Raw genomic sequence first — 18925 nt, 5'->3', positions numbered from 1 at the left:
CTTATCCATCCTCATTCGTTTGGAACCAGGTTTCCGGGTCCACGGGCGATTTGCCCTCTCTGACCTCTATATAGAGCGTTTCTGGTCGAGCATTGCCAGAGCCATCACCAGACTGTGAGAGAATTGCACCGGTTTCCAGCCCGTTTCCTCCCATCAGCCCGACTGGAGCGCCTTCCGATAGGACTTGCCCAACATCTCCAAAGACCTGTTCAAGGCCTGCGAATATAAAGAGTACGCCTGGCTGCGGCTCAAGGATCATCACGTTTCCGAAATCCAAAAGCGGCCCGCGATAGCGGATCGTCGCTGGTGTTGGTGTGACGACCAGAGCGCTTGGCCGGGTTGCCAGCACAAGCCCGGGGCGACGGATGCCAGCGGCGTCTGCTTCCCCTGCGCGGCGTAGCACGGTTGACGCCACGGGGAGTGCGAGCTGGCCTTTGCGGTCGTTCACATCCGGCAGTGTGATGTCTGCCAGGCCTTCTATCTGAAGGTCAACGAGCGCGCTGGCAAAGCCTTCTAGGGTTTCTGTAGAGGCTATCAGCAAAGCGGTTTGAACCGGATCCTCAACGAAGCGCAGAGGCGGGTCCTTGCGATCCGCAATCGCCTTGCTGAGAGCCGTCCGGGCGTCTTGGGCGCCGGTCAATCCGTTCTGAAGCGTTTCAGCTGCTCCCTCTTGCAAGCTGCGCAGAATGGTGACTTCTTCCAGATCACGACGCACTTGCGCCGCTTTGGCCTCAAGAGCAGGTGTTACCTCTGCGATGATCATGCCTGATCGGGCGGTGCCCATCGGACCACCTGGATGGACAAGCACCACTGGCGCCGGGCCTGAACTCATGGATTGCAAGACACCCAGCAAGCTGGCGATCTCTGTCTCTTGCGCTTTGAGCTGTTTGGAGAGCTGTGCCTCGCGGATAGACGCCCGCCGCAGCCCTGCACGCAGAGCTGTTAGGCCAGTCTCATATGCGTGCACGACCTTGGTCAGAGATTTTACGCGATCCCGGCTGGATTTGGCTTGCGCGAGCGCGACCGAGGCTTCTTCCAGCTGCGTCGCTGCTTCTCGTGCAGCTTCAGAGGGATTGGTTTCTGCCAGCGCTATTGTTGTGGTGAACCACAAGCCAAGTGCAGCCGCAAGGATGCTGGGGTGTCTCAAGAGATCAGGCTCTCCCCGGTCATCTCGACAGGTTGTTCCAGCGCCATGAGTTGTAACAGAGTTGGCGCTAGGTCAGCCAAGCGGCCATCGCGCAGCACGGTGCCTTCCGGGCCGTTCACGAGCACCACAGGCACCAAGTTGGTGGTGTGGGCTGTGTGCGGGCCGCCTGTTTCGGGATCGACCATGACTTCGCAGTTCCCGTGATCGGCAGTGACGATCATTGTACCGCCCGCCGCTTCCAGCGCGGTGCGCACCTTGCCAAGCCCTTGATCGACGGCTTCGCAGGCCGCGATAGCCGCCTCTAGGCTTCCAGTATGGCCAACCATGTCTGGGTTTGCGAAATTGGTGACGATCAGATCGTAGCCATGCTCGATCGCAGCAACGAACTTCTCTGTGACCTCCTCCGCACTCATTTCAGGCTGCAGGTCGTAGGTGGCGACTTTGGGCGATTTAGGCATGAAACGGTCTTCGCCCTCAGAGGGTGTTTCTTCTCCGCCATTTAGGAAGAATGTCACATGAGGGTATTTTTCAGTTTCTGCCAGACGGAATTGGGTTTTACCGTGTTTGGCGACCCATTCGCCAAGCGTGTTGACGATTTCCTGCTTTGGATAAGCGGTGGTCATGTAGGCATTGTGGGCTTCGGAATAGTCGACCATTCCCAGCACCGCGGACCAAGTGGGGCGAGCGGTCACGTCAAAATCGGAGAAGTCCGGTTGCGCCAGTGCGGCAAGAATTTCGCGGACGCGGTCGGCGCGGAAGTTCAGGCAGAAAAAGCCATCACCGTCTTTTGCCCCTGCGTAGTCGCCAATCACTGTAGCTGCGATGAATTCATCGCTTTCGTCACGCGCATATGCGTCGTCGATGGCGGCTTTGGCGTCAGCTGCATTGTGCACGGCGATGCCCGAAGTCCACGCTTTATAGGCTTGCGAGACGCGCTCCCAGCGGTTGTCCCGATCCATCGCGTAGTAGCGGCCAGTAACGGTGCCAATCTGTGCGCCTTCGGGCATTTCGGACGACAGTGTGTCGAAATATCCCAGAGCAGATTTGGGTGCCACGTCGCGCCCGTCTGTTACGGCATGCAGAACCACAGGCACACCTGCGGCGGTGATGGCCTTCATTGCGGCCAATACATGCATGATGTGGCCGTGAACCCCTCCGTCGGAGACAACGCCCATCAGATGTGCCGTGCCGCCGGTTTCCTTGAGCGTGGCGATAAACGCTTGCAGCGCACCATTCTGAAAGAAAGAGCCATCCTCGATGGCGAGGTCGATCTGGCCGAGATCCATCGCCACAACGCGGCCGGCGCCGATGTTGGTGTGGCCCACCTCGGAATTGCCCATCTGCCCGCTTGGCAGACCTACATCTGGTCCATGCGTGATCAGCTTGGCATGCGGACCATCGGCCAGCATTGCGTCAAAATTTGGGGTATTGGCCAAATAGGGTGCGTTGGCTTCAGTTTGCTCAGACAGCCCCCAGCCGTCCAAAATGCACAAAACAACGGGCTTGTGTGCCATGCTCTTCTTGCTCCACAGGGTTTGTTGGCCTCAATCATCGCGTTTTACCGTGGTGCAGAGGGTGAAGGAACCTGTTTTTGCCTTTCAATTGTTCTTACGCGATTGGTGGCGCAATTCGCATGCAATCGCGGTAAATAGATCCTTAACCGCCGTAGTGGATAAAGAAGAGGTCCCATGGTGAGAGACCCGAAAAGTGTCGAACGTAAAATCTTCTGAGCTACGCCCATTTGGGGAGCTGTCGCAGCAAGGTCTGCGCGTGACGCAGGGTATTGATACACGAGGAAAACACCTGCAGGTGCGGTTTGAAGCACCAAGCCAACTCAACAATGCCCCAATGTTCTACTATCAGAACCTCGAAATAGGGATGTATTCCTATCTGCGCACCGGGATCGTTCGTTATGTGGACCGGATAGGGCGTTATTGTAGTGTTGGACCTGGCGTGACGATTGGCGAAGGGGAGCATCCGACCAACTGGTTGTCGACATCACCGAGTCAATATACCTTTGAGCAGTTCAAATTTTATCCCCCGGAAAAAGAAGCGACCAAACGGCGTCGTGTGGCGCGTACCGAAGGGAACAACAATGGCGCCAAAGGATGTGTGAGCATTGGCCATGATGTTTGGATTGGCGCCGGGGCCACCATTCGGCGGGGTGTGAAAATCGGGCATGGCGCGATCGTTTCGGGCAATGCTTTTGTCACCAAAGACGTACCGCCATACGCGATCGTCGCGGGGCTGCCGGCGGCGCACCTGCGGTTCAGGTTCGATCGTGACGTGGTTGAGCGGCTGCTACATCTACGTTGGTGGCGATTTGACATCAACGATCTGGCGGGTGTGGAATTTGACAATATTGAAAGCGCTATGGATGAGATCGATACGCGGGAGGCCGCTGGAGTTATCACCGAAACGCCGCAGTCTTTCAAAAGCGTACAGGTCTACACCAAGGGGCAGCATTCCTTGGGCGTTGAGGTGAGCGCGCCCCGCGCCTTTCCTGAGCCTGAAGACGATCCTCTAAGCCTTCCTTTGTTGCTGCGCTATGACACGGAGCAAGAAGTACGTAAGCGCGAGGCTGGTCTGCTGTCTGTTCTGCGCCGCAAACTTCGTAAGGCTGGCCGCAAACGCGCCTAGCTACGCCCCTCTCGCAGCCAACCGGTCAGTATGAAGCCTGAGGCCAGAAGCAGGACCAGCCATGCTGGCAGGAGCGGTGCTCGGGCCACATCCAGTGTTTCATATGCCTCGCGCGGCGTCAGGCCAATCCAGTTGCGCCCGGCAGCTGGCCTACCTTCGCGCACATTGCGCACGCTCGGCACGCCATCTTCCAGACGCAGCACTCCGCCTCGGGTGGCTTCCAAAAGTGGGGCCAAAACTTCCGCGCTGGCGATTGTCTGCTCAAACTCGCGCGGAGCGGCAGGTCCGAGGCCGACAACAGTTTCGTTGTCATCTTGGCTCAGTCGGTAGAGGCCAATTTCCGCACCCTCAAAGTGCGTTTCAAATTGACCCGGGCTAACTTCGCTCATCGAAAGAGTTTCGATGTCACCAGAAGGCGTCGTAACTGTGACCTCACCGACTTCTTCAGATAGGCTTCGGCGGATGATGCGCAGGTTTTGACCCGTGGGTTCTGCCCACAGCGTCTCTTCTTCAAGCTCAGGTTCGCCCATCATCCAATGGGCCAAACGGCGCAAAAGCTCGAGCTGCGGCCCACCGCCTTCAAATCCGCGCGCCCAGAGCCACGCATGATCTGAAGCTAGGAGCGCGACGCGCCCCTCGCCCACGCGATTCAGAACCAGAAGGGGGCGGTTGTCGGATCCGGTCATCAAGACATCGCCTTCGTCGGGCGTGACCTCCACTTGCCGAAGCCATCGGCCCCAGTCGCCTTCCATTGGCAAGCCGGTTGTTACGGGGTGGCGTTGCCCCAATTCGCTGATTTCAGCTCTAAAAGCCTCTTCAACCACGCGGGCCGTTGGGCTGGCGGGCAACACTTCGGACAAAGGGGATCGGTAGATGCTGTCGGCGCTGGCATAGTCTGGGCCTGCGGCGACAAGGACAGCGCCGCCGTTGCGCACATATTGCGCGACGTTTTCAAGATAAAGCGAAGGCAGAATGCCCCGACGTTGGTAGCGATCAAAGATGATGAGATCGAAGTCTTCGACCTTCTCGAGGAACAGCTCGCGTGTGGGGAAAGCGATCAGGGAAAGCTCGCTGACAGGCACACCGTCCTGTTTTTCCGGAGGCCGCAGAATTGTAAAATGCACAAGGTCTACGGAGGCATCTGATTTCAGAAGATTCCGCCAGGTGCGCCCCCCTGGGTGCGGCTCGCCAGAAACCAGCAACACTCGCAGCCGATCCCGAACGCCGTTGATTTGCACGAGCGCAGCATTGTTGCGGTCTGTCAGCTCCCCATCCGTGACAGGGACGGTGAACTGGATAACATTGCGCCCACCATGAGGCAGCGTGACAGGCAGCTCGATGTCACGATCAATGGGCACCATGAAGCGTTCAGATTCCCCACCATCCACCGAGATGTCCAAAGGTACGCGGTCAATATTTTGAGGCGCTGATCCGCTATCTTCGATACGGAGCGTGAGGGTGAAGGGTTCCCCCAGGATCGCAAAGGCTGGCGCGTTGCGCACGATCAGTCTTCGATCCCAGTCCTCTGACTGCCCAGATAATAAAAGATGGAAGGGCGCTGGCAGTTCCGGCGCTAGGGGCATGTCATGTACTTGGCCGTCACTGAGAGCAACGATCCCGGCGATCCGTCCCTGCGGCTCTTGCGCGAGGGCTTCAGAGAGCGCGGCCATCATCTCGGTGCCACCGTCTCCGTTGGTATCTCGAATGGGAATGCGGCGCACTTCGGTGTTTGATCGTGTCTCAAGGCGGGATTGCAGCGCCTGCGCCGCGGCGTCGGTTTGTGCTGCGCGATCTGAGAGGCGCTGGCTGGCGGATTGATCAACCAACATCAGAACAATGTCACTCAAGGGAGCGAGGTTTTCTGTCTGCCAGACGGGGCCAGCCAAAGCACCGAGCACGACAAGACCGGCAAGACCGCGCCAGCCCCACCCATTCAGTCCCCGCCAAAGCGCAAACGAAACGGCAAGGCCACAAAGCAAAGCCAACGCGGCCAGAAGCCAAATTGGGACGATGGGGTCAAACACCATTGTTCCGGTCATACGGCGCCTCGCGTCATTGTCCCAACCGATCCAGCAATGCGGGCACATGGACCTGATCGCTCTTATAATTGCCGGTGAGCACGTGCATGATCAGATTGATCCCGAAGCGATATGATAGCTCTCGTTGGCGTTCTCCGGCTCGGCCTCTTCCAACGGGGAAGAGTGTGTTGCCACGGGTATCAACCGCCCAAGCAGCAGCCCAATCGTTGCCGCCGATAACGACCGGCGTCACCCCGTCGTTCAGGTTACGAAAGGGCATGCCTTCAATTTTCTCCGCATCCGGCGGTGCCGCTTCTACCCAAACATCGCGGTTCATGTAGCGGCCAGGGAAATCTTGCAACAGATAGAATGTCCGGGTCAAAACATGGTCTTCGGGCAATGGGTCGAGCGGAGGGATGTCAAGCCCAGCTGCGAGGCGTTGCAACATGCGGCCTTCCGGGCTGGAAGTGCCAAAACGCGCGACATCTGCATCACGCGTATCAAACAGGATCATACCACCAGACCGCAGATATGCATTGAGTTTTGCATAGGCTTCACGCGAGGGGATTGGCTGATCTGATGTGATGGGCCAATAGAGAAAAGGGTAAAACGCCAGCTCGTCGGTTTCCAGATCAACCATGGTTGGTTCCGCCGGTTCGATGGAGGTGCGGAAATACAGCACATTCCCAAGACCACGCAGTCCTGCCAGCGCAATATCATCCACATCTACATTTCCCGTACGGACATGGCCCAGAACAACCTCATAGCTGTCAATGGCCTGGGCGGGTGGTGGGAGCTCGTCTTGAGCATAGACCTCTTGCGAGACGCACAGCAGGGCCACGAGGCTCGCTGCAGCACGCGGGCCCCAAAGACGGCCGGAAACCAACAGCGAAGCCAGGACATCGATCGCGAGAATGATCAGTGCCACTGACAGGAAGACCCCTGCAAGGTCGCGAGTCACCGCCCCGCGTAGTCCTTCTACCGGGACGGAAACGGGCCAAATCGCAGGCGCTAAGCTTGCGTCGATGGGCAATACGGGCAGTGCAAGAATTTTATCTCCATCTCGATAGAGACCGGGGCGCAGGTCAGGCCCAATTTGTCTCTCAGACAACGCTTCCCCGCTGACGCCGGGGAGCGTCTGGGCGTCTTCCAAACGGCCAAAGCCGTCCAGCACTTTCAGGGGTTGCCATGTCGTGCCTGCAAGCCGGGTCTCCGCATCCGTGCCCACAGCACTGAGCACGGCGAGGCGATCTAACATCTGAACAAACAAACCGGAAAGCGGGAGCCCTGACCATTCTGCATTGGCAGTGACATGCATTAAGACAACTTGTCCCTCTCCGACAGCTTTGCGCGTGACCAGAGGTGTGCCGTCGCTCAAGCTTGCAATAACACGGTCTGCAAGCGTCGGATCGGGTTGCGCCATGACTTGGGCGGTAACTGTGACTTCATCTGGTACGTCAAGTCCAAAGAACGGGCTGTCCTGTTCAAAAGGCGCGAGCGATTTTGGCTCGCCCCAGCTCATCGCGCCTCCGACGCTGCGGCCGCCTGCACGCAAGCGGACAGGCAGGAGTGGGTCCTCTTCTGTTCGGCTGATTTCACTAGCCGCAAGGCGCGGTCCGGCAAAGCGCAGCAAAAGGCCTCCGTCGTTGACCCAGTTCAACACGGCCTCACTTTCCCCGTCAGACAGAAGCGCCACATCTGCCATGACAATAACGTCAGGGTTAGCTGGGAGGATATCTGACAGTGCACCTTCGATAACATCCGCTGTCGGAACCAAAGCTTGGCGCAGGTAGTGTAAAGGCGAAAGCAGTTGCAGACCTTCGCGATCTTCGCGCCCTGCAATCAGCGCGATTTCACGGCGACGCAAACTGTCATCGCTTAGAGTAACGGCCCCTGCAGAGCGGATGCCGGACAGTTCAAACCGGGTCACGCGCGCGCGCAGTTCTGACGGCAATACGATGGCGTTTTCAGCTTTTGTGGAGCCGAGCTCAAAAGTGAGGGGCAGAGCGGCCAGAACGCGTTCGGTGCCACTAGGATCTGTCCCAATAACTTGGGCGGTCACTTCGCGCGCAGGGCCTGTTTGACTGCGGATAGCATTGAGGACCAAGCGCCCGTCATCATAGGCTGCAGGCAGGAGACCGGTTACCGCAAGGCCAGTCTGAATGATGCGGACAGACCCACGTTGTTGCAGTGTATCCAATAGCTCGTTGCGGCCTTCGCGATCAATTCCATCCGAGAGCCAGACCGTGTCGAAACCTTGATCGCCGAGCGTCGTTGTCAGGTTGGCAGAAAACTCCTCCATGCGGTATTGATCAGGGGCCCATGCCATTGGCATGACACCTGCGAGGCGACTTTGCAGCGCATCTGCCTGTAGGAAACGGACCTGCTCCGGCATTGTTAGCCGCTGAACACTTGCGACGCGACCATTGCGCGCGGCTTCATCCAAAAGGGCAGCCACCATTTCGCGGCGCGCCTCCCAATCTGGGGATGAGGCCCAGCTCGCATCCATCAAAATCAGAAGAGGGCCCTTGCCTTGCTCTCGGGGCTGAGGGTTAAGCGCGGGGCCAGCGAGACCAATGATAAGAGCGGCCACGGCAAGTGTACGTAAAAGAAGCAGCCACCATGGTGTTCGGTCTGTGACGGTGTCTTCATCAGCGAGGCCCAAAAGCAGGACCACGCCCGGAAAGCGACGCTTGATTGGGGCAGGGGGAATAGCGCGCAGGATCAGCCAGAGCACTGGTAAAGCGATCAATGATGCCAAAAGCCAAGGCGTTGCAAATCCGATGGAGAGCCCGCCGATCATGCGCGTTTCTCCAAGGCACGATGTGCCCAAAGCAGGGCAGACTGCGCGGAGTGCTGCGTTGTGTGATAGCCATAGAGCCAGCCGGTGACACGGCAGAGATCCTTTAGCGCTGCCTGACGTTCGGCGAGGCGTTCCAAATAGCGATCTTTCAGATCATCCGCTTTCTTGGTGTCGTGTGTGAGCCCGCCGCCCATGCTCTCAAAAATCGCACGGCCGCGGTACGGAAAGCTCTCTTCCGCCGGATCGAGAATTTGCAAGCACACGCCGCGCACGCCACGATCCGAAGCCTTGGCCAGCGCCGCCGCCACGGCGTCAAAGTCTCCCATGAAGTCGGAAACAAATACGGCCCGAGCGTGGGGAAGCATGGCGCGGGCCTCCGGTGTTCCATAGTCGGGTAGTTCTCCGTCAAGATCGTCGCGCAGGAACATTTCGGCCAATCGCAGAATTTGTGCTTCGCCGCGGCGGGGCGGGAGATCGGTGCCGGTAAGGCCCACCCGTTCCCCGCTGCGGATCAGCAAGATCGCCAATGCAAGCGCCAAAAGACGTGCGCGATCTACTTTGTTCGGGAGAGTAGGATCGCTGGCGAATTGCATCGATGGGGCGGTGTCGATCCACATCATGATGGATTGCGCCACCTGCCATTCGCGCTGGCGCACAAATTGCGCGTCGGATTTGGCGGAGCGCCGCCAGTCGATCATGCGTAGGCTATCGCCGGGCTGTACGGGACGGTACTGCCAGAAATCGTCTCCCATACCAGAGCGGCGTCGGCCGTGTTCCCCCAACAGCACGGTGCCTGCCAAATGATCCGCCTGTGCAAGGAGGGGAGGGAGGCGGGCGGCTTCCGCTTCGGCGCGGCTGCGCAGATGGGGGGCTGCATTCACGCGGCTGCTCCCACGCTATCAAATCGTGTGACGGTTTGAGCGATCAGATCGGCAAGGGACTCGCCGCGGGCACGCGCCGCGAAGGTCAATGCCATGCGGTGGCTGAGCACCGGTGCGGCCATGTCGATCACGTCTTGGGCATTTGGAGCAAGGCGACCCTGCAACAACGCTTGCGCGCGAACGGTCATCATTAATGCCTGCGCGGCGCGCGGACCCGGTCCCCAGGCAACGTTTTCGCGCACGGCTTCTGCAGCGGTTTCATCATCAGGGCGGCAGGCTCGAACGAGATCGAGGATCAGCTCCATCACGCTTTCTCCGACGGGCATGCGCCGCAGCAGAGTCTGCGCATCAATCAGCTCCTGAGCCGTAAAGACTTCATGTGCTTCGTCCTCTTCCACACCCGTGGTGGCCAGAAGGATGTCACGCTCTGTGTCGCGATCAGGATACGGCACATCGATTTGTACCAGAAAACGGTCGAGCTGCGCTTCGGGAAGCGGGTAGGTACCTTCCTGCTCAATGGGGTTTTGGGTGGCGAGCACGTGAAACGGAGCATCGAGGGGGCGATCTTCGCCAGCAACTGTGACCTGCTTCTCCTGCATCGCCTGCAAAAGGGCAGATTGTGTTCGTGGGCTTGCGCGGTTGATTTCATCGGCCATCAGCAGCTGGCAGAAAATTGGCCCGGGTACGAATCGGAAGGTGCGCGCCCCGCCCTTGGCTTTCTCCAAAACCTCCGATCCCAGAATGTCTGCTGGCATCAAATCCGGCGTAAATTGCACCCGATTGCCATTGAGCCCCATCACTGTTGAAAGCGTGTCCACCAGCCGCGTTTTTCCCAAGCCCGGCAAACCGATCAAAAGCGCGTGCCCCCCGCAAAGTAAGGCAGAAAGTGTGAGGTCGACCACACGTTCTTGTCCGATAAAGCGTCGCGTGATCGCCTCTCTTGCCGCAGCCAGCTTGGTGCCCAGAGTTTCGATTTCTGCGACAAGATCGCTCTCAACTGCCATGCTGACTCTCCCGTATCTGTATACTGCTTACGTTGACAGTAGCGCGCTCAGATGAAATGGCAAAACCAATGAGGGGACAATTTCCTGTGAAAGTAACTGCAGACACCATCGCCAGCTCAGCCAATGCCGCCGCCAAAGGACGTGGCCCAGCGCCTGTGCATCTGTGGAACCCACCTCATTGTGGTGATCTTGATATGCGTATCGCGCGCGACGGCACTTGGTACTATCAGGGCAGCCCAATCAATAGACCAGCCATGGTCCGGCTTTTTTTAAACATCTTGCGCAAGGATGGTGACAACTATGTGCTGGTCACGCCTGTCGAAAAAGTCGGCATCACGGTAGAAGACGTGCCTTTTGTGGCCGAAGATTTTGAAGTCAGTAGCAGGGGTGCCGATCAGACGCTCACATTTGAAACCCACGTCGGCGATAACGTGATTGCTGGTCCGGACAATCCGATCCGGGTTGAGATCGACCCGGAGAGCGCAGAACCAAGCCCGTATGTGACCGTGCGGGCTAACTTGGAGGCGCGGATAACGCGCAAGGCGTTTTATCGCCTTGTGGAGTTAGCAGAGCATCAGGAAGTGGATGGAGAAAGCCAGTTTGGGGTCATGTCGTCTGGCGTGTTTTTTCCCTTCTTGCCTTCAAGCGCATTGCGTTGAGGCAATATCCTGCCGATACCGCTAAAAAGCACTTAAATTCAGACTGTTTGATTGGTCTGAAAGCTGGAATACTCCGCGTGAGCAGGAGGAAAACATGCCGAAATTTGCCGCCAATCTGACGATGCTGTTCACCGAGTTTCCGGAGCTTGAGCGCTATGAAGCCGCTGCTGAGGCTGGGTTTGACCGTGTAGAGGTGCTGTTTCCTTATGATGTCCCTGCACCGGAAACGCGTCGCGAGTTGGTGCGTAACGGGCTCTCACTGGCGCTGATCAACTGCCCTCCGCCCAACTATACCGGTGGAGAACGAGGGTTTGCTGCTGTCCCGGGGCTGTCTGAGCGGTTCCAACGCGATTTTCGTCGAACTCTGCGATATGCGGAGGTGCTTCAGGCAGATGTGGTGCATATTATGGCAGGGGCGGCGAGCGGAGCTCTGGCGCGCGAGACTTTTGTCGAGAATCTGAAGTGGGCCTGCGCCTTCGCTCCCAGGCAACAGCTGACGATCGAGCCGATCAACGACGTCGATATGCCGGGCTACTTCTTAAATGATTTTGACTTAGCGGCAGATATCTTGGACGAAGTGAATGCCCCCAATTTGGCGCTTCAATTCGACACCTACCACGCCCATCGTATCCACGGCGACGCTCTGGCCTGCTGGGAGAAGCACAAGGCGCGCGTGAAGCACATTCAGATAGGTGGATTGCCGGATCGTCACGAGCCGCTCAAAAACAAGCACTTTGATTATCCGGCATTTTTCGAGATGCTGGACGCAAGCGGGTTTCAGGGCACTGTGAGTGCTGAATATAATCCCCTCAAACGAACCGAGCAGGGCTTGGATTGGCTCGCCTGAAGGACACCGGTTTAGAAGGATAGCAGAGCAGAGGCGCTTAATGCGCCTCAGCCCAATTGGTTCCTCGCCCCGCATCTACGATGAGCGGCACATCCAGCTTGATTGCGGGTTCGGTCGCGTTTTGCATGACCTCTCGTGCCACAGCAATGGTTTCGTCAACCGCGCTATCGTCCACTTCAAAGATCAGTTCGTCATGCACCTGCAGCAGCATTTTGGCTGGCAGGCCTTGGATCGCGGCGGGCATACGAATCATCGCGCGACGTATGATATCAGCGGCAGTACCTTGGATCGGCGCATTGATCGCAGCGCGATAGGCAAAGCTCGCACGCGGACCTTTTGCGTTGATTTCAGGCGTGTGGATTTTGCGGCCAAATAGCGTCTGCACATAGCCATGAGTTTTGGCAAACTCTTTGGTCTCATCCATATAAGTGCGAATACCAGGGAAGCGTTCAAAGTAGCGGTTTATGAAATCCTGTGCCTCGCCACGCGGGATGCGCAGATTACGAGCCAGGCCGAAGCCTGAGATGCCATAAATGACGCCAAAGTTGATGGCCTTGGCGCGGCTACGCACCTCGCTGGTCATCTCTTCCATCGGCACGCCAAAGACCTCCGAGGCCGTCATTGCGTGAATGTCGAGCCCCTCCCGGAAGGCGGTTTTGAGCGCATCGATGTCCGCGATATGCGCGAGGAGGCGCAGCTCCACCTGAGAGTAGTCGAGCGAGATCAGGGTTTTGCCCTCTTCGGCCACAAAGGCTTCGCGGATGCGGCGGCCTTCCTCAGTGCGGATGGGAATATTCTGCAAGTTAGGATCGGAGGAGGCGAGACGCCCGGTGTTGGCTCCAGTCTGTACATAAGAGGTGTGCACACGACCTGTGTCTGCGTTGATATGTTCCTGAAGTGCGTCGGTGTAGGTCGACTTCAACTTGCTGAGCTGGCGCCAATCGAGCACAAGGCCCGGCATGGCGTGTTCCGTCGCAAGATCTTCCAGCACGTCAGCCCCGGTTGCATAAGCACCGGTTTTACCCTTCTTGCCGCCGGGCAATTCCATTTCATCAAACAGGATCTCACCGAGCTGTTTTGGGCTACCAACGTTGAAGCTACGTCCTGCGAGCTCATGGATTTCGGCCTCAAGCCCAGCCATCTTCTGAGCAAAGGCATTGGACATGCGGCTTAGCGTGTCGCGATCCACCTTGACGCCATGCCGTTCCATTTGTGCAAGCACAGGTACCAAAGGACGTTCTAGCGTCTCGTATACACTTGTGACTTGTCGCTGGTGCAGTTTGGGTTTGAAGAGTTTCCACAGGCGCAATGTGATGTCGGCGTCTTCTGCAGCGTATTTAACGGCATCTTCAATCGCAACTTTGTCAAAGGTGATCGCGCTTTTGCCAGTGCCAAGCAGGGATTTGATCGGGATCGGCTGATGGCTGAGATAACGCTCGCTCAGCGCATCCATGCCGTGGTTGTGCTCGCCTGCATGCAGCGCGTAGCTGAGCAGCATGGTGTCATCAATCGGGGCGACTGCGATGTTGTAGTTGGCGAAAACCTTGCAGTCGTATTTGGCGTTCTGGAAGATTTTCAGAACAGAGGCGTCTTCCAGCACCGGTTTCAGTGCGTTGAGCACCTCATTGATAGGCATTTGCCCTTCTTGCGGCTCATCGCCACCAAAGAGATCATCGGTAGCCCCCTTTTTGTGACCCACAGGGATGTAGCAGGCCTCGCCCGGCTCAACGGAAAGACAGATGCCCGCGAGCTCCGCGACCATCTCATTGAGCGAGTTGGTCTCCGTGTCCACAGCGACATAGCCGCGTTTCATGATCGCTGCGATCCAGCGATTCAGCGCTTCGCGATCCCGGACCCATTCGTATTTTTCTGCGGCAAACGGCAGATCCTCAGGGCTGTCCTGCACCGTTGCGGCGGCAGAGGTGGCGGGTTCCGGCACGGTGGGAGCGGCAACACCCAGTTTGTCTGCGGCGCGTTTCAGAAGGGTGCGCAGCTCCATATCAGCAAGGAAGCCCAGCAGCGTGTCAGGCTCGGCATCCTGCACTTCAAGATCATCAAGCGTGAAATCAAGCGTCATGTCGCAATCCAGTTGCACGAGCTTTTTGGACAGTTCGATCTGGTCGCGTTTCTCGATCAGGGTCTGGCGGCGCTTGGGCTGTTTGATCTCTTCGGCGCGGTCCAGCAGCGCTTCGAGCGAGCCATATTCATTGATCAGCAGAGCGGCGGTTTTGATGCCGATGCCGGGCGCACCGGGCACGTTGTCGACACTGTCCCCGGCCAGCGCCTGCACGTCCACAACCCGTTCGGGGCCAACGCCGAATTTCTCATGCACGCCGTCGCGGTCGATGCGTTTGTTTTTCATCGCGTCGAGCATTTCAACGCCATCCCCCACCAGCTGCATCAGATCTTTGTCAGAGCTGATGATGGTGCAACGCCCGCCGGCTTCGCGGGCTTGGCAGGCCAGTGTGGCGATGATGTCATCCGCTTCAAAGCCCTCGATCTCTTTGCAGGCAATATTGAACGCGCGCGTGGCATCACGGGTCAGTGGGAACTGGGGCACCAGATCTTCGGGCGCGGGGGGGCGGTTGGCTTTGTACTGATCATAGAGATCATTGCGGAAGCTCTTGCCGGAATAGTCAAAGATCACCGCCACATGGGTGGGGGCGTCGGGGCCGGAATTGTCTTCGATATAGCGCTGCAGCATGTTGCAGAAACCGGAGACCGCGCCAATTGGCAGCCCGTCGGATTTGCGGGTGAGCGGTGGCAGGGCGTGATAGGCCCGGAAAATGAAAGCCGATCCGTCGATCAGATGCAGGTGACATCCTTTGCCAAAACCCATCTCGCGTTCCTCTTTTTTGCTTGGCCCTGTTGTGCCATGCAGCCCTCCGCACCGCCACCCGGAAATTGCGGGATCTGCCCCGCCTCTTGTCATTGGCGCAGTGGGCTGATCTATGGAAGCGCGACTATCAGGGGAGCCGAGATGACACATCTTTGGGTACGGGCCGAACAACGGCCGAATGAGGAACGGGTCGGGCTGACGCCGGACGGGGCAAAAGCTCTGATCGACAAAGGCATCCGTGTGACTGTCGAGGAAAGCTCAGTTCGTGCAATCGGGATTGAGGGTTACGAAGCCGCAGGCTGTGAGATTGCCGCGGAGAACAGCTGGCCTGAGGCCCCCAAGGACGCCATTATCTTCGGCCTTAAAGAGTTGCCAGAAGACGGCACGCCTTTGCCGCATCGCCACATCATGTTTGGCCATGCTTTCAAAGGACAGCACTCTGGTGTTGCGCTGCTCAAGCGTTTTAAGGCTGGTGGCGGCACATTGTATGACCTTGAATATCTGGTGGATGAGGCCGGGCGTCGTGTGGCCGCTTTTGGCTATTGGGCCGGTTATGCCGGGGCGGCGGTGACGCTCAAGAGCTGGGCGGCGCAGCAGCGTGGCGAAATTTGCGGCCCGGTTGGGGTTTATGGTGGCAAAGAGGCGTTGCTGGCAGATCTTGGCGCGGAGCTGGATGCGCTGGGCGCGACGCGCCCCTCTGCGATTGTGATCGGGGCGCTGGGCCGTGTGGGCACCGGGGCGGCAGATCTGCTGACGGCGATGGGCTGTGATGTGACCAAATGGGATATGGCAGAGACCGCCTCTGGCGGGTCGTTCCCGGAAATTCTGGCGCATGATCTGTTTCTGAACTGTATTTTTGCGCGGCCCGGCACTCCTGTTTTTGTGCCGCAGGAGGCGCTGGGCGCGGCACGGCAGCTGACGGCGATTGGCGATGTGGCCTGTGATCCGGACAGTGATTACAACCCTGTGCCTGTTTATGATCGGGCCACCACATGGGACGCGCCTGCGCTGCGGGTGGCGCCGGATCCGGTGCTGGATGTGATGGCGATTGACAATCTGCCCTCCATGTTGCCGGTGGAAAGCTCGGAAGATTATGCGGCGCAGCTGCTTGAGACCTTGATGACATTGGATGATCTGGGCGGTGGCGTGTGGACCCGCGCGGAAGCAGATTTCATCACGCATTCCAAAGATTTGTGAAGAAAAGACCTTTGAGGGGAGAAAAGAGATGACCATTCATTGGTGTGGCACCGGCCTGTCGGCCATTCCCGGCCTGCGCCGCCTGATTGACGCAGGGCGTGAGGTGACTGTGTGGAACCGGACGGTGGAAAAAGCGCAGGAGGCGGTGGGCGATCTGACCCAGGATATCCGTGCGTTTGACATTGACACGCTTGGCGCTGTGCTGGCCAAAGGCGATGTGGTGGTGTCCATGTTGCCCGGCGACTGGCATGTGCCACTGGCGGAACTGTGCATTTCCAAAGACGCGCATTTTGTGAGCTCGTCTTATATTGCGCCGGAGATGAAAGCGCTGGACGCCAAGGCCAAGGCGGCTGGTGTGGCCTGTGTGAATGAGGTGGGGCTCGATCCCGGGATTGACCACCTGATGGCGCATGCGCTGGTGGCGGATTACCGCGGTTCTGAGGCGTTTGATGCCGACAACACTCTGAGCTTTATCAGCTACTGTGGTGGTGTGCCCAAACATGCCAACCCGTTTCGCTATAAATTCAGCTGGTCGCCGCTGGGTGTGCTGAAGGCGCTGCGTTCACCGTCCCGCTCGATCCGCGATGGGCAGCCGTTTGATGTGAACCGCCCGTGGGATGCGATTTCGAGCTATGAGGCGCCGCTGGCTACGCCGGAGAGCTTTGAGGTGTATCCGAACCGTGACAGCATTCCGTTTATGGAAGACTATAAGTTTGATCCGGATTGGAAGGTGAAAGAGTTCGTGCGCGGTACGCTGCGGCTGAACGGTTGGGCTGAGGCCTGGGGTGATGTGTTCCGCGAGATTGAGACCCTGAGCGGGCCGGAAGGCGATGCGCGTCTGAAAGAGATGTCCGATCAGTTCTGGGCCGAGAATGCCTATGACGAAGGGGAGCCTGACCGGGTGATCCTCTGTGTGGGGCTCAAGGCGGAGAAAGACGGCGCGGAGGTCTATCACAAGACCTATGCGATGGATGCCTGGGGCGATGAGCGTGGCACGGCGATGGCGCGGCTTGTGTCTATTCCGGTGTCGCTGGCGATTGAGTCTGTACTGGAGGGGGCACTTGCACCGGGTGTGCATGCCGCGCCGTCAGAGCCTGCGCTGTTTGAGAGCTGGCTGGGCCACATCAGCACCCTGGCGCAGCATATGGAAATCGTCGATCACAAAGCGTGATGGTTTCTAAATGACATTGCGGCGGGCCTGAGGGGAGCACTCTCAGGCCCGTTTTTTTGTGCGGTCAGGCCGCCTCTGCGCCGATTTTGGCGGCGCGTTTGATCCATTTGTCTGCGACACCGGCCTTGGGGTGGCTGGCGCCGGTGAATTGCGTGACTTTGACCGGTTTGATGCCGACAAACTCCAGAATTTGCTGCTGGATCTGCACAATCAGAGCGTTGCGATAAAACAGGCGGAAGAACCAGCCTGGCGTGTCTGACAGCAGAAGCACGCGCCCGGTGCGCCCGGTGAGCAGCGGGGCAGGCAGACCGAGTTTTGTGGTGCTGCGCGTGTCAAAGGTGCGGCCCGGCAGGAAGGCGCGGTCAAACACCCCTTTGAGTTTGGCAGGCAGCCCGCCCCACCACATCGGCGTGGCCACCACCACATGTTCAGCCCATTCGATGTCTTGCAGCAGGGTTTCCAGATCCGCCTCCAGCGGCTTTTGGTTCACATAGCCGCCAAAGCCGTAATCCGGATCAAACTCCAGATCATGCAGATTGGTGAGGCGCACTTCGTGGCCGGCGGTTTTCGCTGCGGTTGCGTAGGATTGTGCCACAGCGCCCGTCAGCGAGGCTTCGGCCGGGTGGCCGTTCAATATGAAAATGCGTTTCCGGGTCATGGTGATTCTCCTCAATATTGACCGTGGTCACATTTATCGTGCAAAAAACTGACCGTGGTCAATTAAAATTTGACCCCAGTCAGTTTTCGTGCCAGAAAGCCGCATGAGCAGAGCTGTCCAATCCCGTACCCTGAAAACCCGCGCCAAGCTTTTGGCGGCGGCAACCGATATCATTTCTGAGGGGGGCTATGAGGCCATGCGGGTGGAGGAGGTGGTGTTGCGCGCAGGCGTGGCCAAGGGCACGTTTTTTGCGCATTTCAAAGACAAAGACGCCTTGATGGATCAGCTGATCGGCGCGGAGATTGACCGACATCTGGATCAGCTGGAAGCGCTTGCGCCGCCCAAGTCAATTGCCGAGATGGTGGATGCGCTTATGCCGCTGACCGCGTTCATGAGCTGTGAGCGCTATGTGTTTGATGTGATCCTGCGCCACTCTGGCGCGGCGGCCAACAGTGAGATCGGCGCGATTGCCAAGACATTTGGCCGCCATGCGGAGGTTGTGGCGCACTGGCTGAGGGACCGCCCGTTTCGCAAAGACATTTCTGTGGAGCTACAGGCAGAGGGGGTTCAGGCCTTTGCCATTCAGGCGGTGTCTCTGGTGTTTTGTGCGCTGCACAGTGCAACCGCACCCCGGGCGCGGTTGGAAACTTATCTGGAGGCCTGGTTGAAGCCGCAAGCGTTGGCGTGATCAGCCGCGCCGGATCAGATCATCTTCTTCTGCGCTGAGCGAGAGACCGAGCTCTTCCATGCCGTTTTCTAGGTGATCGGACACATGCGGCGAGCCGAGCAGATAATCTGCGGTTGGCACGGTCTTTTCGCTCTTGGCGGTCATGATGGCCTCTTCGAGATCTTCGGCGGAAAAACTGTCCCGGCCGATCCACATCACCGCCACAAGGCTGGCCTGTTCGTCTTCGTTCAAACGGTCGATAAAGGCGCGCAATTCTCCTTCGGCACGATCAAGTTCGCGCGACATCAGAACCACTTGCGCCACTTTCCAGGCTGAAATTTCAAGCATTTTGCGTCTCCTAATGTGTTGTCAGAAGAATGCGCATCCGAATGGG

The 18925-nt window shown here is 58.2% G+C and carries 15 protein-coding genes; 6 read left to right on the top strand and 9 right to left on the bottom strand.

Annotation, left to right across the window (positions count from 1 at the left end; translation table 11 throughout):
- Position 1: 1 nt before the first annotated feature.
- Together ACO07T_RS09615 and gpmI are read right to left on the bottom strand one after the other, a co-directional pair.
- Positions 2-1147, bottom strand: coding sequence for a murein hydrolase activator EnvC family protein (locus tag ACO07T_RS09615; RefSeq protein WP_422049208.1), 1146 nt, complete (start codon positions 1145-1147; stop codon positions 2-4).
- Complete coding sequence (gene gpmI, locus ACO07T_RS09610; RefSeq protein WP_422049207.1) at positions 1144-2661, bottom strand: 2,3-bisphosphoglycerate-independent phosphoglycerate mutase; 1518 nt, start codon at positions 2659-2661, stop codon at positions 1144-1146. Before gpmI ends, ACO07T_RS09615 begins: the two co-directional genes overlap by 4 nt.
- A 193-nt stretch (positions 2662-2854) precedes the next feature.
- Between gpmI and ACO07T_RS09605 the strand changes: the two genes are divergently transcribed.
- Complete coding sequence (locus ACO07T_RS09605) at positions 2855-3787, top strand: CatB-related O-acetyltransferase (RefSeq protein ID WP_422049206.1); 933 nt, start codon at positions 2855-2857, stop codon at positions 3785-3787.
- Here ACO07T_RS09605 and ACO07T_RS09600 read toward each other — a convergent pair.
- The 4 genes from ACO07T_RS09600 to ACO07T_RS09585 are packed head-to-tail and all read right to left on the bottom strand — an operon-like array spanning position 3784 to position 10493.
- Complete coding sequence (locus tag ACO07T_RS09600) at positions 3784-5826, bottom strand: DUF7408 domain-containing protein (RefSeq protein ID WP_422049205.1); 2043 nt, start codon at positions 5824-5826, stop codon at positions 3784-3786. The genes ACO07T_RS09605 and ACO07T_RS09600 overlap by 4 nt on opposite strands.
- Before the next feature lie 13 nt (positions 5827-5839).
- Positions 5840-8608, bottom strand: coding sequence for a DUF4159 domain-containing protein (locus tag ACO07T_RS09595; RefSeq protein WP_422049204.1), 2769 nt, complete (start codon positions 8606-8608; stop codon positions 5840-5842).
- Entirely contained in the window at positions 8605-9489 is an 885-nt protein-coding gene (locus tag ACO07T_RS09590; RefSeq protein ID WP_422049203.1) for a DUF58 domain-containing protein, read from the bottom strand. The genes ACO07T_RS09595 and ACO07T_RS09590 overlap by 4 nt, the downstream gene beginning before the upstream one ends.
- Positions 9486-10493: an AAA family ATPase gene (locus ACO07T_RS09585; RefSeq protein ID WP_422049202.1), complete on the bottom strand. Its 1008-nt coding sequence runs from the start codon at positions 10491-10493 to the stop codon at positions 9486-9488. Before ACO07T_RS09585 ends, ACO07T_RS09590 begins: the two co-directional genes overlap by 4 nt.
- A 56-nt stretch (positions 10494-10549) precedes the next feature.
- On the opposite strand from ACO07T_RS09585, the gene ACO07T_RS09580 reads away from it, so the two are divergent.
- Together ACO07T_RS09580 and ACO07T_RS09575 are read left to right on the top strand one after the other, a co-directional pair.
- Positions 10550-11152 carry a DUF1285 domain-containing protein gene (locus ACO07T_RS09580; protein ID WP_422049201.1) on the top strand — a complete coding sequence of 201 codons (603 nt, stop codon included), beginning with the start codon at positions 10550-10552 and terminating at the stop codon, positions 11150-11152.
- Positions 11153-11246: 94 nt separating this feature from the next.
- Positions 11247-11999 carry a hydroxypyruvate isomerase family protein gene (locus ACO07T_RS09575; RefSeq protein ID WP_422049200.1) on the top strand — a complete coding sequence of 251 codons (753 nt, stop codon included), beginning with the start codon at positions 11247-11249 and terminating at the stop codon, positions 11997-11999.
- A gap of 37 nt (positions 12000-12036) precedes the next feature.
- Here the strand turns inward: ACO07T_RS09575 and polA are convergent, their stop codons facing one another.
- The gene (gene polA, locus ACO07T_RS09570) at positions 12037-14838 is read right to left on the bottom strand and encodes a DNA polymerase I (RefSeq protein WP_422049199.1); all 2802 of its coding nucleotides are present in this window, start codon (positions 14836-14838) and stop codon (positions 12037-12039) included.
- 141 nt (positions 14839-14979) lie between these two features.
- Between polA and ACO07T_RS09565 the strand changes: the two genes are divergently transcribed.
- Positions 14980-16035: a saccharopine dehydrogenase gene (locus tag ACO07T_RS09565; RefSeq protein WP_422049198.1), complete on the top strand. Its 1056-nt coding sequence runs from the start codon at positions 14980-14982 to the stop codon at positions 16033-16035.
- A 28-nt stretch (positions 16036-16063) separates the two neighbouring features.
- Positions 16064-17206, top strand: a complete 1143-nt coding sequence (locus ACO07T_RS09560) for a saccharopine dehydrogenase family protein (protein ID WP_422049197.1) — start codon at positions 16064-16066, stop codon at positions 17204-17206.
- A gap of 64 nt (positions 17207-17270) precedes the next feature.
- On the opposite strand, the gene ACO07T_RS09555 is transcribed toward ACO07T_RS09560, so the two are convergent.
- Positions 17271-17864, bottom strand: a complete 594-nt coding sequence (locus tag ACO07T_RS09555) for an NAD(P)H-dependent oxidoreductase (protein WP_422049196.1) — start codon at positions 17862-17864, stop codon at positions 17271-17273.
- A gap of 103 nt (positions 17865-17967) precedes the next feature.
- Here ACO07T_RS09555 and ACO07T_RS09550 point away from each other — a divergent pair, with 103 nt between their 5' ends.
- Positions 17968-18552, top strand: a complete 585-nt coding sequence (locus tag ACO07T_RS09550) for a TetR/AcrR family transcriptional regulator (protein ID WP_422049195.1) — start codon at positions 17968-17970, stop codon at positions 18550-18552.
- Here ACO07T_RS09550 and ACO07T_RS09545 read toward each other — a convergent pair whose 3' ends face one another.
- The gene (locus ACO07T_RS09545; protein ID WP_209076823.1) at positions 18553-18879 is read right to left on the bottom strand and encodes a DUF3775 domain-containing protein; all 327 of its coding nucleotides are present in this window, start codon (positions 18877-18879) and stop codon (positions 18553-18555) included.
- Positions 18880-18925: the final 46 nt, after the last annotated feature.

Origin of the sequence: Shimia sp. (assembly GCF_965227725.1) — a bacterium.
Lineage (GTDB): Bacteria > Pseudomonadota > Alphaproteobacteria > Rhodobacterales > Rhodobacteraceae > Shimia.
This window is presented reverse-complemented; position numbering and strand designations above follow the sequence as displayed.

Bases quoted from the DNA above. Each gene is read 5' to 3' on its own strand.
- ACO07T_RS09565 (WP_422049198.1), top strand. From the start codon at position 14,980: ATGACACATCTTTGGGTACGGGCCGAACAACGGCCGAATGAGGAACGG.
- ACO07T_RS09580 (WP_422049201.1), top strand. From the start codon at position 10,550: ATGGCAAAACCAATGAGGGGACAATTTCCTGTGAAAGTAACTGCAGAC.
- ACO07T_RS09555 (WP_422049196.1), bottom strand. From the start codon at position 17,864: ATGACCCGGAAACGCATTTTCATATTGAACGGCCACCCGGCCGAAGCC.
- ACO07T_RS09585 (WP_422049202.1), bottom strand. From the start codon at position 10,493: ATGGCAGTTGAGAGCGATCTTGTCGCAGAAATCGAAACTCTGGGCACC.
- polA (WP_422049199.1), bottom strand. From the start codon at position 14,838: ATGGGTTTTGGCAAAGGATGTCACCTGCATCTGATCGACGGATCGGCT.
- ACO07T_RS09595 (WP_422049204.1), bottom strand. From the start codon at position 8,608: ATGATCGGCGGGCTCTCCATCGGATTTGCAACGCCTTGGCTTTTGGCA.
- gpmI (WP_422049207.1), bottom strand. From the start codon at position 2,661: ATGGCACACAAGCCCGTTGTTTTGTGCATTTTGGACGGCTGGGGGCTG.
- ACO07T_RS09600 (WP_422049205.1), bottom strand. From the start codon at position 5,826: ATGACCGGAACAATGGTGTTTGACCCCATCGTCCCAATTTGGCTTCTG.
- ACO07T_RS09575 (WP_422049200.1), top strand. From the start codon at position 11,247: ATGCCGAAATTTGCCGCCAATCTGACGATGCTGTTCACCGAGTTTCCG.
- ACO07T_RS09550 (WP_422049195.1), top strand. From the start codon at position 17,968: ATGAGCAGAGCTGTCCAATCCCGTACCCTGAAAACCCGCGCCAAGCTT.
- ACO07T_RS09545 (WP_209076823.1), bottom strand. From the start codon at position 18,879: ATGCTTGAAATTTCAGCCTGGAAAGTGGCGCAAGTGGTTCTGATGTCG.
- ACO07T_RS09560 (WP_422049197.1), top strand. From the start codon at position 16,064: ATGACCATTCATTGGTGTGGCACCGGCCTGTCGGCCATTCCCGGCCTG.